Annotated in this window: 7 protein-coding genes, 1 tRNA gene and 3 pseudogenes; 2 read left to right on the top strand and 9 right to left on the bottom strand. The window is 64.9% G+C overall.

All coding sequences use genetic code 11. The features are described 5' to 3' along the window. Positions 1 to 620: 620 nt before the first annotated feature. From QMF80_RS36950 to QMF80_RS36920, 7 genes and pseudogenes are all read right to left on the bottom strand, one after another. Positions 621 to 800 (bottom strand): annotated as a pseudogene (locus QMF80_RS36950) (CorA family divalent cation transporter); the annotation flags it as partial. Between the two features lie 2,051 nt (positions 801 to 2,851). After that, positions 2,852 to 3,544, bottom strand: a complete 693-nt coding sequence (locus tag QMF80_RS36945) for an AbiV family abortive infection protein (protein ID WP_283461670.1) — start codon at positions 3,542 to 3,544, stop codon at positions 2,852 to 2,854. Between the two features lie 93 nt (positions 3,545 to 3,637). Next, on the bottom strand, positions 3,638 to 4,414 hold the full coding sequence (locus tag QMF80_RS36940; protein WP_283461668.1) for a DUF4145 domain-containing protein: 777 nt from the start codon (positions 4,412 to 4,414) through the stop codon (positions 3,638 to 3,640). A gap of 96 nt (positions 4,415 to 4,510) precedes the next feature. Then, a complete protein-coding gene (locus QMF80_RS36935; protein WP_283461666.1) occupies positions 4,511 to 4,711 on the bottom strand; it encodes a hypothetical protein in 201 nt (66 codons plus the stop codon). A 593-nt stretch (positions 4,712 to 5,304) separates the two neighbouring features. Continuing rightward, positions 5,305 to 5,862 (bottom strand): annotated as a pseudogene (locus QMF80_RS36930) (DUF8832 domain-containing protein); the annotation flags it as partial. Positions 5,863 to 5,906: 44 nt separating this feature from the next. Then, positions 5,907 to 6,638, bottom strand: a pseudogene (locus QMF80_RS36925) (IS701 family transposase); the annotation flags it as partial. Positions 6,639 to 6,853: 215 nt separating this feature from the next. Continuing rightward, complete coding sequence (locus QMF80_RS36920; protein WP_283461662.1) at positions 6,854 to 7,684, bottom strand: hypothetical protein; 831 nt, start codon at positions 7,682 to 7,684, stop codon at positions 6,854 to 6,856. 340 nt (positions 7,685 to 8,024) lie between these two features. Here QMF80_RS36920 and QMF80_RS36915 point away from each other — a divergent pair, with 340 nt between their 5' ends. Further along, positions 8,025 to 9,794, top strand: a complete 1,770-nt coding sequence (locus tag QMF80_RS36915) for a hypothetical protein (protein ID WP_283461660.1) — start codon at positions 8,025 to 8,027, stop codon at positions 9,792 to 9,794. 597 nt (positions 9,795 to 10,391) lie between these two features. Here QMF80_RS36915 and QMF80_RS36910 read toward each other — a convergent pair. Continuing rightward, positions 10,392 to 11,597 carry a hypothetical protein gene (locus tag QMF80_RS36910; RefSeq protein WP_283461658.1) on the bottom strand — a complete coding sequence of 402 codons (1,206 nt, stop codon included), beginning with the start codon at positions 11,595 to 11,597 and terminating at the stop codon, positions 10,392 to 10,394. Positions 11,598 to 12,296: 699 nt separating this feature from the next. Here QMF80_RS36910 and QMF80_RS36905 point away from each other — a divergent pair. Then, positions 12,297 to 12,851 (top strand): site-specific integrase, encoded by a 555-nt coding sequence (locus QMF80_RS36905; RefSeq protein WP_283461656.1) that lies wholly within the window; start codon positions 12,297 to 12,299, stop codon positions 12,849 to 12,851. 188 nt (positions 12,852 to 13,039) lie between these two features. On the opposite strand, the gene QMF80_RS36900 is transcribed toward QMF80_RS36905, so the two are convergent. After that, a tRNA-Arg gene (locus QMF80_RS36900) sits at positions 13,040 to 13,112 on the bottom strand. Positions 13,113 to 13,438: the final 326 nt, after the last annotated feature.

Genomic DNA, 13,438 nt, shown 5'->3' with positions numbered 1-13,438 from the left:
GCCTTCAACTCGTCATCGATCCGGGCATAGAGTGCTGTTGCGAGGGTGTTCACGTCGTTCTTCACACATCGACACTGGACGCCCTCGTGCCATGTCCGCAGGCCATCCCTTGGACTCATTCATCTAGCGGCAATCGCGAGCACTGCCGCCCTGCGGAGTCAGCTATGGGCTTGAGCGTCGAGGACCCTCCAGCGAGCCGGACCCTGCCAGGTTCTGGACGGCTCTTGTGCGGGGTCCGGTCTCGTCGATCAACGGTTGCAGCTGCCGTTGTCAGCCGCGCGGCCTTCCCGCCGCTCCAGGCGGCGGCGCCAGGCGCCGGTGCCACTCCCTGTGATTGGTCGCGGCATCGGTGCGCGGTGCAGAGGGCGGCGAACCGGACGGCAGACGGCCTTGACGGCGTAGGTGCGACGTGCTGCTGGCGGCCTGGGTTCTCCCCAGATTCTCCCCAGCGTTCCTGGGTCCCTAAAAGGCCAGTTCAGAGACCCTCTGCAGTGAGGACGAGGAGATCACCCGCATCTATTTCCCCCAGGGACTCCCCATGGCCGCTTCTGGGGCGGTCTGTGAGTGATGCGAAAGCGAAGGTGCGAATGATGACTGAGTGTGATGCGAGGGGCTTAGAGTCAGTCTCGCCGCTTGAAAATCACGTACAAACTGATGCAAACCATCCCCATGAGGCAGATCGCAAGGGGGTATCCGAAGCTCCAACCCAACTCAGGCATGGATTCAAAGTTCATGCCGTAGATAGTTCCGACGAGTGTGGGAGCAAACAAAATGGCAGCCCATGAGGAAATCTTCTTGAAGTCGTCACCCGCACGCCGCTGACCTGCGGAAATCGCCCGGAGAGGTCCTCTGATCTGCGGCGATCAGCCTTTCCGTCCGACGGGGACGGAAGGTGGCAGGGACAGGACCACGGCTTCGCTCAGCATCAGTCGCGGCGCACCCTGACCAGCCGCCGCGCTCCGCACCATCTGGGTGGCGTCCGCAGGGGCAAGACCCTTCTCGCATGCCGTCCGGCGGGAGCGGTTACGCCCTTCGAGGCACGGTTGACACGGGAGCAGTTCGCCGCGCGTGGCTGCGGCATCGACTGGGGGAGCGGCCCCTGCGGTGGCTGTTGCTGGATGTCACCTACGGAGCAAAGATCACAGCGACCTTGTGAAGTGATCACCGGTAGTGAGCACCGTCCTCTACTTCGAGCCGATGTGGGTCGAGGGGCGCGCCCCGGGTCGCAGAGGCCACCAAGCGTGGTGCGCACCCTGACTCCGTTCCACTGCGCAGGACTGCGGAAGCGTGTACGACGCGGGCGTGCTGCTACGGCCGGCGTCTTTCGGGATGCGGCAAGGATCGACGCGTGAAAAATTGTCCTCCAATTTTTCGGGGTGATCTTAGGTGAGCGGCGGATCAGGGGGCGCCATGCGTTAGCGTGGCAAGCGTTCATGGCGAGCCCCCGTGCTGGTTCGTGCTGGTTTTTAAGGCGCAGTAGGGGTAAACGTGCAGGTCAGGGCGATTTCATGAGATTCCTGCACACCTTTTTGACGCATTCCATAGCATGAATGCTCATTTGAGCGCAAACATGCAGGTCAAGCGCTTGGGCCCCGCCTCTCGGTGGGGCCTTCCTGCATCCCCGTGCTGACCTGGTGCTGACCTCTCATCACCCGTCATCATCCCTGGGAACCTCAACCGTGCTGGTTCGGTGCTGACTTGTACAAGCCTTGATGGATTGGGAAGCGTGTCGCCGAGCGGAGCGTCCACTACGTAAGCCGGACACCGCGGATCGATGCGGTCCGATACCTGCGGGAGTGGAATACCTGGGTGGCGCGGTTCGTGCGGATTCGGGCCGCGCATCTTCCGGACCGGAGCTGTGTAGCCGGTGCACGCACCGAGTAGCCCGCAGGCGATTGAGTTTCGGGCGGCGCAAGGAGAATCCCGCCGGGAACGATATCGAGAGTGAGCGTCTGAACCCGGGCGATATCGAAGAGGCCCTTTCCCTGGCAATGGCCGTGAGTTGATCACGGCCCCTGGGTCGCCGGGTTGATCCCACAAGGGCCCTTAGATGAACCTGCGTGATGAGTGGCGGGCAGAGTTGAGGTGTGCGAACCGGAGTCGACCAGAAGGAAGTGGGCACCGCCGATTCGGGTGGTGTCCACTACCGGCCGTCGCGCTGCCACCGAGAGGCTGACCGAATGCACGTGGCGCGGGGTCAGAGGCGTTTGTAGCTCCGCTTGGACACGGTGTCACCGGTCTGGAATGTGGCTTCGAGGCCGTCCGCGCTGAGGGTGCGGGTGAGCTGTGGCTTGCCGGTCGGTCTGCGAAGGCTGCTGGCGTTTTCGCGATCACCCGAGGAGGTGGCAGCCGGGTGGCGGGAGCGTCCGTACTGGCCTATGGATCCGTTCGGAGGCGTCCCCGTGTCTTGGGTGGGGGAGGCTGGTTAGGCGTATCGATCCCGCTCGAGTTACGGGCCAAGAGGGGACCGGCGAGGGGAGCACTTCGGAGCAGGTGTTGAGCAGGTTGCCCAGTTCGTGCTCGGCGTCGGTGATCAAATACTCCGTCCGGGCCGAGGCATTCGCCGATGTAGTCGCGCACGTAGCCGAACAGCAGGCGCCGGATGGAAGAAGCCCCGGTTCCGCCAAGGGGCTTGGCGGAACCGGGGTCGGTGAAGCTATCGCGTGCGTGCGTCGGCGCGGTGTGCGGTCAGACAGTGATGAACTCGTCCAGCCCACGCCACCGAACAGCAGCTCCAGGATATCGCCGCGCAGGGCCTGACAACGGCCGCCGGGCCTGCGACTTGGAGGCTGAGTTCACCGACGTTCAGGAGATCCGACATCGCCCTCTGAGGCACAAAACCCGCCGAGTCCTACTGGCGGCCATCGTGCTCCGCCTCCGGATCGGGTACTCCGGAGGCGGCGGCCCAGTCCTCGGGATGGGAGACCGGCAGCAGACGGAACTGCTGCCGATGGGTGCTGTCGTACGGAGTCACGGCATCGAACTTCATACGGCTGTGATCCTGGATGAGCAGCATCTCGATCACCTGGGCTGCGATCTGCAGGTCGTCCGCCGTCATCCCGGCCGGAATGGCCGGCGGAGACAGGATGGCTCCGTCTTCATCGCGGTCAACGTAGAAGCCCCGCTGCTTGGCGAGGTTGGCCTCGCGCGCCGCGGTCTCGGCTTCCGTCTGCCGCTGCTGGTGGGCCTCCTCCCACGACACATCGGATCCCATCGCGCGCACGCGGCTGTAGTCACCCCAGAATGCCGCGAGCTCATCGCCGAAGACGACAGCCTCGAGGTACTTCTTCGTGTGACTGCGGCCGTGCGTGGCCAGCGCATCCACCCTGCGCGGCGCCTCGTCCCCCTGACTCCAGGCGCCCTGGAAGACGTCGTAGACCCAGAGCGCTTTCCCGAGCTCTTCCTGCGCCAGGACCGTGAGAGATCGCGCCCGCCCGTGCGAGCCGGCGGCCAGCAGGGTGTGGGCGTCGGCAACCAAGGCGGAGGCGTTGTCCACCAACGCCTTCCAAAACTCGCGTGCCTGCCCCGGGCTCATCTCGACCATGGCATCAGTGTGCCCTGCCTCCCTGCGGGCTCGGCTCTCGCGGTCCGAGCCCGCAGCCGCTCTTGGCGCGGGCCTGCGTAGCAGGCGCTGGTCTCAGGGTGCTGCCGTCCGGTGCCCGTTGCGCCGCACCTGACGGGCAGCACGCAACGCGGCGCGCTGTTCTGGCTGGACATAGAGAAGGAATACGGCCTCCTTGATCAGAGAGGCGACGTCGGCGACTTCGTCGTGGGAGAAGTTGAGCCCCTTGTGCAGGCTCCAGTTCCCAAGCAAGCGAGCCTCATCCAAGTCCCGGACTACCTCAGCGGGGACCCCTTGGTTCACTAGGTCCGCAATCATGGCGATCAGGTTCTTCCCCTCAGCTCCACGGTCCGTGCAGATCTCCTCGACAGCGGCGCGGTACATGGCGCCGGCCGCACGCAGGGCACCGGCCTGCTGGCAACGAGCACCCTCGACGAACAGGCCGCGCACGCTCTCGGGCGCCTCGGGGGCCAGTAGGTCCGGTTCGCCCACCGGATACACGAGCAGCACGAAGCGCACCTTGCTGGCCTTGGCTTCGAGCGCCTCCCCCACCTTCTCCAGATCATCTGGGAGGTCCGGGCCGAAGTGCTCGTGCAGGACACACGTCTTACGGCACCGAGGGCACGTCAAGACGTGTTCGACCACCCGGAACATGTCCAGCTGCTGCTGCGGCTGCACGGGGTTGCTGAGGTCTGGCCCGCTGCTGCGCCCGTAGGAGAGTTCCACGAGCTGCGGCCATACCTGGCGCCTTGACGCGTGCGTGAAGGCGACGTGGAGCTTGCAGTTAGGGCACTCCCCGGCCGGCTGATAGGTGTCCAGGGCGTCGATCGTCACTCGATTGCGTGCACTCATTGCCCAGGCATACACCGACCGGGCCTGCGGTGGGAACGGGTTTTGCGGAGTAACGGCGGCCGCAGCCGCCTCAGGCCGTCACGGCGGTGATTCCGCTCACGTCTCCGGACCGCCGCCTCTCCATTCCACGAGATCGGAGTCGGCTAGGTCCAAGTCCTCGGCGTTGTCCATGCCGGCCGCGGACAGGAAGACGGCGATGTCGGACGGCTTGTGCGCGACCGCGATGGCCGTTCCGTCCCAGCGGACACGCCTCCAGCCGTTTTCGTCAGGCGGGTAGATGACCAGGCGGGCAGGCATGGCTCCAGCCTCACGGGGCCGCGCAGAACGAGCACGCCGAGGCAGGCCGTACGGGGCGTCGGAGGGAGGCCCCCATCGCGGCCCTGATGGCCGAGGCCGCCCTTCGTACCGTCGAAACTGTCGGGTGGCTCTATTCACGAGACTCACGAATATCCCAGCCGGACCATGGGGCTGGCACCTCCCAATCCGGTGTCGAAGTGCTGCCGCTTCTCACGTGTCAGCGGTCACGTAATTCCCCAGGATCTTCATGATCAGCGTTACGTAATTCCCCACCTGGGCTGAGGCCGTGACGGGCCGCCCGACGGCTGAGTGTGCGGCTGGTCCGGCCGGTCAAGGGCGCCTGCGGCGGCGCTCCGCGCTGGCCTGACGGCCACCCTGGACAGTCCTGACCAGCCTGAAGGACTGTCTGGCTATCGGGCGGCCCGGGAAGCTCTGGCGCCCTGGGGATGCCGACGCCCGGTCGCCGTCCGCAGGCCCACGATGGTCGCGACGCCGCCGTCCCCGTGTCCCATTTCCTGACGTTCAGGGTGGGGAATTACGCGACCGTCCACATCACGAAGCCACCGGTGAGGAAGCCGCTGCTTTTCAGCGGGTCAATGGTGTTCGGCGCTGGTGTCGTCCTCGTGCTGTGCGGTGGGGGCGGGGTTGGTGCGGTTGGTGGTGTGCAGGGTGAAGGCGGCGGTGCGGACGGTGCCTTGGTGCTTGAAGTCGAGGAAAAGGCGGTAGGCGCCGTGGGTGGGGGCGGTGGCCATGAAGGAGATGGCGGGGCCGGGCTGGGTGGTGCCGTCGCCGGGGTTGCCTTCGGGGTGGACGTGGAGGTAGGCGAGGTCGCCGGAACGCAGGGCGACGAGGTGGCCGTAGGCGCCGAGGTAGGGCTCAAGGTCGGTGACGGGCTTGCCGTCCTTCGCCACGCTCAGCGTCAGGCCGGTCATCTTGCCGGCCATGAGCGTGCCGTCGAGAGTGACGGTGTAGCCGTCGACTTCGGCCGTGGCCTTCTGGGGCGGCAGCTCTCGCGGCTGGTAGGGGCCGGCGACGGCGAGGTCTGCGCCCAGGGCGAGGGGCTTCGCACTCTGTCCCGCGGGGGTGAAGTCGGCGAAGACGCGGTAGTCGCCTGCCGCGGGCAGGTCGACGGGGGTGCTCCAGGTCCCGTCCTGCCCGATGAGGTGTTGGAGGAGGTCCAGGGCCTGGTAGAGAGTCAGGCCCTGGCAGGGGCTTTTGGGGCCCTCCGCTGTTCGGTCAGGAAGAGGTGCGCGGCGGTGACGAGGGTGACGTGGCGGTGCCAGCCGGTGAACGAGCGGCCCCCGAAGTGGTCCAGGCCCAGAGCGGTCTTGAGTTCGCGGTAGTCGTGCTCGATGCGCCAGCGGGCTTTCGCGAGGCGGATGAGGTCCTTGGCGGGGATGTCGGCGGGCATGTTCGAGATCCAGTACTTCACCGGTTCGTTCTCGCCTTCGGGCCACTGGGCGATCAGCCAGGACAGCGGGATCGTGCCGTCGTCGGCCGGTTGGGGGCGGCGTCCGGCCAGCCGGACTCGTAAGAGTACGAAGTATGAACTCATCGCCGCTTTCGAGCCCTTGCGCCAGGTCACGGTCCGGCCCCGGCTGCGGCCCGCGGCCAGTACATGCTCACGCAAGGCCGCCGGGCGGGTGCGGTAACGGGGTAGCGGTCGGGGGCCGAGCCCGCCGTAGTCGGGCTGGTGCGGCACCGCGTTTTCGGCGTGAGCGGTCATCTCGCCTTTGACCTGGAGCACCCAGGCCAGCCCCCGCTCGTCCAGAACACGCCGGAAGTCGGCGTTCGCACCGTAGCCGGTGTCCGCGACCAGGACAGCGGGCCGCAGACCGATGGCGGCGAGCTCGTCAAGCATGTCCAGGGCGAGCTGCCACTTGGGCCGGTGGTGTTCGGTGCCGGGGCTGACCCACCCTGCCCGGCGCAGCACTGCGTCCCGTGTGGGCACGTCAGTGCCCTGCCTGCTTGTAGTGGTCAGCCATCACTTGCGCGTACGGGACACCGAGGCCCAAGGGGACGACCTTCCCGTACTGCCGACAGTTGAACTTGCCCATCTTCCCCCAGATACGAGAACGGCTCTCGAGCCGTCGAGCCGCACGGTGCCCGCTCCACGCGCGGCGCTCATCCCCTGCTTTTCAGTCACCCGCACCGCTCAACACGGTCCTTGGCCCACCACAGGAACGTGGCCGAATGCTGCTGGTTGGCGAAGCCGTCGCCGACGAGGGTACGAAGGAGATCATTGCTCCAGAGAATGAGGCGCCCACGGGTCCAGCTCACCGACTCCGGTGCCGGAAGCTCCAAGCCGTAGACCATGCGCGCGATCTCGCGCTTGCCACCCGCATCTGTCATGTACTTGAGGATCGTGAGGAACCGCTCGGGGTACACCACGCACAGGACCCTCGTGAGGAGCGCTTCCTTGAAGCCGGTCATGGCGAAGGGCTTCGAACCGTCGAGCAGTTGCTGGAGCCGATCCTCCAAGGGCACCTCGTCAGGCCCGTACAGGAGGTATCCGATCGTCGAGCGGGTCGCCTCGGCTGCCGCCAGATCGCCCATGTCGTTCCACGCGGAATTGAACGTGGCCTGGTTCCCGGGCCGCGCGCCGATCTCGGAGTTGGCGAAGTCCTTGAGCACCTGCGGGTTGCACTTCCGCAGTCCGTCGGGGGCGAATACCGTTTGGTACTTGGACCAGTAGACGGCCACGCGCGAGTCGAAGTCCGGCTTGACCGCGAGATACTGCGACTTCAGCCGGGCCACGCGCTCCAACCGCCCGGGATCGACGTCCTCGGGTTTCGGGAATCGTGCCCTGAGAACCTCGAAGGAGCGGGCCGTCTGCCTCTGCGGGAACGAGGGCTCCCCATGCTCCCACTCGAAGCCGCATCGGTGTCTGACCATCCGGCGTCCGTCGTCGAGCGTCGCGCGCACCTCGATGTCCTCGTCGTCACTGCACAGTGGACACATGGCCAAGGACATGGCTCCCCCGGATCTCCGCACGCCGCTGCCCGCCCCTGAGCCGGCCCGCTCCCCAATCGGCTTTGAAAGGTGCGGTTACGCGGCCACACCGATGGCGAGCGTACCCGTCACACCCGGCATGATGCCGCCAGGCTCCGTGAGCGGAATGGCGGGAGCTGAAATTCGCTGCTGACGGCCTTGCTAGGACTGGTTCTGCGTCGCCGGATGCACCCATGGCCGGCGCCAGTCAGTCCGGATTCAGCGGGGTGGATCCGGGCCGATCTGCGGGGCGTCGAGCCGTAGAATCCAGCAGTGAGCGCCGACGGCGGACCGTTGCGCGCCCTCGTGGGGAGGAGATCGCATGCAGGACACGTCGGACTCTATGAAGATCGGTGATCCGGGGGAGAACAGCCGGAGCGATACCGCCGACTCACCTGTTGTCGACGGTCCGACCTCCAACTCGGGCATCGACTCGACGACGGCGTCGACGCTCCTGGTGGAGGTGCTCCCAGGGGTGGCTGTCGTCGCCGGTGAGGTCCCGCCAGAGCTGAAGCCCGATCTGATCGACTTCGGGATCGTGCCGGCTGCCGACCGCAAGCAGATCTCAGCGATCCTCGCCTCAATCGGTAACGCGGCGACCCTGGCAGGCAATCTCGGAAACGCGTTCGCCAGCGTGCAGGGGCTCTACAGGATCGGCGACACGGCACAGGCCCTGCTAAAGAGCGGCGCGACGCTCACCGTCAAGGACGGCGGGAACCTCGGCGCCGTGATGGTTCCTGGCCGCTTCTTGCATCAGGCCCGCTTCTACTCCGTGAATGCGGTGAGCAAGGCGCAGACCGCGGCCTCGATCGGGCCGGCGCTGGCCATGGTTGCCCTTCAGATGATGCTGAGTGAGGTCTCGGGCCTCGTCAAGACCAACCTCGCGGTGACAAGTCAGGTCCTCACCACCATCCGCAAGGATCAGTGGGCTGAACTGACCGGGCTCGTCGCCGTCATCGATCGCGCGGTCGACCAGGCGCGAGAGATCGAATCGGTCCCGACGTCCTTGTGGGAGGACGTCACGGGCAGTGGAGCACTGCTGCAGAAGCAGCTTGAGCTCTACCAGGGGAATGTCCGCGACCACGTCAGGCAGATCGGTCGGGCCGACGCACGCAGCCACCGTGAGTATCTGCGGACGAACGCCGAGGGGATCGCCTTCGACGCCTATGGCCTCCTGTCCTCGCTCAAGGCGTGGACCGGGTATCACGCGCTCCGCGCAGCGAGGGCGAGAGCCGCTGGACGAGAGGACGCCGCCGAGGCGCAGTACGCCGAGGTCATCGCGCGCGACACCCGCGCGGAGTTCGACTCCACCCTCGCCGAGATGGCGAGTCTCGTCGACTCGCTGACGCGGGAACTTCGAATCATCGCCGAGCTCCCCGGACCCGACGCATGGCCGCTGCCGGGGAAGCGGAAGGACGTGAAGGCAGCCCGCGAAACCTCCGCCCGTCTTCTGGAGGCCATCGAGCCTCTTGCCGATGCTCTCCGTCCGCCGGCCCCTCCGCTCGAGGCTCCGGGCGTCGTCTGCGCGCCCAAATCGCTGGATCTCGAGCCGTACCTTCCCATCCTGCGATGGTTCCTCGAGGACGGTGAGACTCTCCGTGTCCTCGGCTTCCCCGACCAGCTCGATGCTCTCGGTCCCGTTTCTGCGATCTTCAGCGGAGCGAAGGAGAAGTTGGCGGCAGCGAGGGACAAGGCCGCGGCAAAGACGCTGGTCGCCGTCACGGATCGCCGCATCATCACGGCCAAGGCGAACGCATTCCTCGAGCAGGGCGAGACCGTTCAAGACATCCCGATCGACCGGGTGCGATACGTACGGGCAGCAACCGCACAGGACAGAAGCGCACGTTCGACGATCGACCTCATCACGCGCGACGAGAACATCCGGTGGCTCTTTCACGCCGACATCGACGACACTCAAGTGAACACGCTCGCCTCCGTGCTCGCCGAGTCCATGACGATCCCGGACGTTGAACGCGATGAGCTTCAACGGCGGCGCTGCGCCCCCATCGAGGCGGGCAGGAAGAGCGAGAGCACCGACATGAGGTCTATGAAACCGGCTGGTTGCGAAGCCACGACCCGCGATGTCGAGTAGACCCCGAGGCAATTGACCATTTCGTGGCCGGGGCCGACAGGGAAGCGACCACCGCGCCAAAGCGTAGACCCTACGTACTGGCGCGCGAAGTTCGGCCAGGCGACCATGGCCCGTATCGAACCGCACCAGCAACCGGGCGGATCACATTGCGTAGGCCGCGCACGGCACCAGTCGCGTGATCGCCCGGACAGGTCCTAGCCGCGCAAGCGCCTCGCCGTGTCCGGGGGGATCGCCCCGAGTACGGCCACGTTGCCGTCAAGGGCTGCCGTCAGTCGAAGCCCACCTCCTGCGCGCGCCCACATGATCGACTCAATCGGGCTGAGGACGGGGCGGCTGAGAGATCAACTCTCGCTACGGCTGCCACCCGAAGCACGGATTCTACGAGGGGAGGCGACGGCACCACCTTTCGAAGGCTTCTTGTAGGCCTTACTGAGGAGCCCAATCCCAAAGGCCCTCGCCTGATCCGTCAGCGCATCGTCTGGCCACGCCTGACGCCCATCGAGGGTTTGCGCCCACATGAAGCCGTCTTCACCTTGTCCGCTAATGCGTCGGGGCATAGCCCTACCTCCTCTCGTGCACCTCACCACTGTCCCACGATCATTCATCCCAGGAAAGCCCTGGACTCTCCATGGCTTCCTGCCGCGGCGCCGTCACCCTAAGCCCAGGGCTCGTGATTCTGCGTATATACCACGGCAGTATCAGCAGGACCAGGATTACGCACTGCACTGCGAGAAGCACGAGGAAGCCGCACTCCATACGCTCCGTTGAATTCACACAAAACAAGATGAGAACAGCCGAGAAGCACACGACTGGAATACACCATGAAACGCCTCGAAGGCCTGCAAGCATCTCGTCTTCCAAGGCGTGCGATTTCGAGGAAGATTTTGCCAGAATGGTTATGGAGGCGGCCCCAACGGCGAGAAGAATTGTCGTCAGCAGAACCGTCAGGTTCAACGGCGTCCCTGAACTTGTGCCGGAGGTCTTGGCAGCAACCAGGTCAGCACTTTCCGCGCGGCCAACGCACAGCAGCGCCAGTACTGCTAGGCACGTCGCAAGGGTTGCGGGTAGCCATCCTCTAAGTTCGGATCTCAGCCGCAACAGGAGAATATATTCCGGTCCACTGCCGAAATCGTGGGCTGCCAGGTGGAACCCGTGTCGACCCAGGAAACCGACATGAGGCTGGGGTAGCGCCGGCGTCAACCCTGGTGAACGAGGATCGATTTCCACACCTGGCGGCGTCCATAGCTCACAGTGGTAGCTTCTAGGATCACTCACGGGTGGCACTATTTTATATCCCCATGCCGTCCATCCGAGCAACCGCGGCAGTTCACGCCACGGCTTCCCGCTTACCGTGGACCAAGACTGAGGGACGTCCGTGGTTATCTTAACCATGCATTCACTGTCCGGTTCGCCAGGGACCAAGGCGCACAGTATGTGACATTCAGTCAGGACCTTCACGGAAATCCTGAAGAACTCGGAAGCAGGGTTGTTAGCGTTCCCGAATAGAAGATCACGCTGCTCTGATCTCAGACCCCAAGGCGTGAGGTGCATCAAATTGTAAGTGGCCTCGCCATCGCGGATAACTGAGGTCGTAATGCGTCTAAACGCTGATGTTAGGCCATCTGGTAGGCCGGGGAGCCAGGGTGTCTTAGGAATCGCCCCGCCGATGATGGATTCAGCGACAGCATTTAGGAAGTTGAATTCCAGAGAAGCGCACTCCTTGCTTCGCAACCTTGGCAAAGAGTGGCCCTCAGAATCGCACATATGGAATCGATAGGAGAGGCTCGCCTTGTCTAGCAGCATGAGAGGAACGAGGCATTGGCGCTGACCTGTCGAGCCTTCGAGAACTACGGCATCCGATGGGATCGTAAAATGGAAACCAATCTTGCATCGAACGGCTTCCGCATCGACAAATTCAAACGTATCCACCCGTCGATGCATCCAGCGCGATCGAGATAGCCACAGCAGCCCCACCCTTCTCCCGGCCTCTGGCTGCTCAAATTGATCTCGGCCAGTCAACGTGAGCGGCTCTGGGCGTGCGTCTTCCGCCGCAGGAGAATCGTGGGAAATATCGGCCATTGCCGCTTGCCCTCCGCGCGCCTCCTCGCCTGCTGGGAATCACAGGTAGGAGGTTGAATACGTGATCCATGCGTCGATCCAGCGTCCTACTTCTAGGTTGGGTCTCGACCGAGCACCTCGCAACCGGCCGGACCTCCGTGGTGTTCCGTTGAGCCTGCATCACCGTCCGCATCCTCACAAGGCAATACACGTCACAGACCAGCTGTAGCGTCCGCGGCTCGCCTTTCGGCAGGTAAGCGTCACCGACGCGGTGCAGCTCCCACCGCCCTCGCAGCCTGACCACCACACCAAAGGTGTCCGTCAAAGCGGAACAAGCTCAATCTGCTGGCCTGGGTCCGCAAGCGTCCGCGGGGCGGGCCCAGACTGCATGCCTTCTTCGCGACCATGTACTACGCGGCTCCCCGCCCGGAGGAGGCTGTGACCATGCGGGTCATGGACGTGCGCCGCCCGGATGCAGGAGATGACGACCAATGGGGTGAACTCCTCATCCACACAGCACAGCCTGAGGTGGGCAAGCACTGGACCGACACCGGCGAGGTTCACGAGGAGCGAGGGCTGAAGGGGCGCGCCAGGGACGACATGCGGGTCGTCCTGTGTCGTCCCGCGCTGACACGGATCCTCCGTCAGCACATCAAGGCGGAGGACTTGAAGCCGGGGGATCTCCTCTTTCAGGGAGAGAACGGCGGAATGCTCGCCGGCTCAGTCATTCGTCGTGCGTGGACGGCTGCGCGCAGGTATGTGCTTTCGCCGGAGGAGATTGCGTCGCCGCTCAGCAAGCGGGTCTACGACATGAGGCACACCTGTTTGACGAACTGGCTGAACGACGGGGTGCCGCCGGCGCAGGTGGCCGACTGGGCGGGGAACAGCGTCCCTGCCCTACTCGCCGTATATGCCCGGTGCGTCACCGGGCAGCTCGCCGATCTCAAGCGGCGGATTGAGGACAGCGGCGACCTCCCCGAGGTCCCGGAGGTCGGCTGAACGCCACGTAGAACTTCACCACGTATTCTCCGTGGCCACTCGCAGAAACCCGATAACAGCCGGACAGCCCCGGACTCACCCCAGGAGACTCCGGGGCTTACTGCGACGCTACGACGGTCGCGCTAGGGTGCCGCTGACCTGCACGAAAGCCCTCCCCGGAGGGAGGGCTGACGGTGGTGTGGAAAGAGCGTCCCCGGCAGGACTCGAACCTGCGGCCAAGTGCTTAGAAGGCGCCTGCTCTATCCGCTGAGCTACGGGGGCTGACCTGCGAAAACGCAGCTTCCGAACACGAGCCGTGTGTCGCTGTGCCACACATGTGCCACCAGGGTACGTGTGGGGCGACCGGCTTCGGCTTCAGCCTCTCACAGGAGATCTACGTCCCCGAAGGCAGGGATGGAAACAATTCGGTCTCCGCCGCTGTTGTGGCGTCTCGTAACGGGATGCATGGGGGTGCTGAGACTGAGAAGCCGTATCTCTATCGATCATGAGAGCGATGTGATCGAAAACGGGGGCTGGGGCGGGTGAACCTGGCCGTGTCCGCGCATGAAGGCAGGGCCTCCTGAACATCTCCGGGTTGTCGAGACCAA

The organism is Streptomyces sp. G-G2 (assembly GCF_030063135.1).
Classification (GTDB): Bacteria; Actinomycetota; Actinomycetes; order Streptomycetales; family Streptomycetaceae; genus Streptomyces.
The sequence above is the reverse complement of the archived record's forward strand: the minus strand, read 5'-3'. Positions and strand labels throughout refer to the sequence as shown.

Bases quoted from the DNA above. Each gene is read 5' to 3' on its own strand.
- QMF80_RS36910 (WP_283461658.1), bottom strand. From the start codon at position 11,597: ATGCTGCTAGACAAGGCGAGCCTCTCCTATCGATTCCATATGTGCGAT.
- QMF80_RS36940 (WP_283461668.1), bottom strand. From the start codon at position 4,414: ATGAGTGCACGCAATCGAGTGACGATCGACGCCCTGGACACCTATCAG.
- QMF80_RS36915 (WP_283461660.1), top strand. From the start codon at position 8,025: ATGCAGGACACGTCGGACTCTATGAAGATCGGTGATCCGGGGGAGAAC.
- QMF80_RS36945 (WP_283461670.1), bottom strand. From the start codon at position 3,544: ATGGTCGAGATGAGCCCGGGGCAGGCACGCGAGTTTTGGAAGGCGTTG.
- QMF80_RS36935 (WP_283461666.1), bottom strand. From the start codon at position 4,711: ATGCCTGCCCGCCTGGTCATCTACCCGCCTGACGAAAACGGCTGGAGG.
- QMF80_RS36920 (WP_283461662.1), bottom strand. From the start codon at position 7,684: ATGTCCTTGGCCATGTGTCCACTGTGCAGTGACGACGAGGACATCGAG.
- QMF80_RS36905 (WP_283461656.1), top strand. From the start codon at position 12,297: ATGCGGGTCATGGACGTGCGCCGCCCGGATGCAGGAGATGACGACCAA.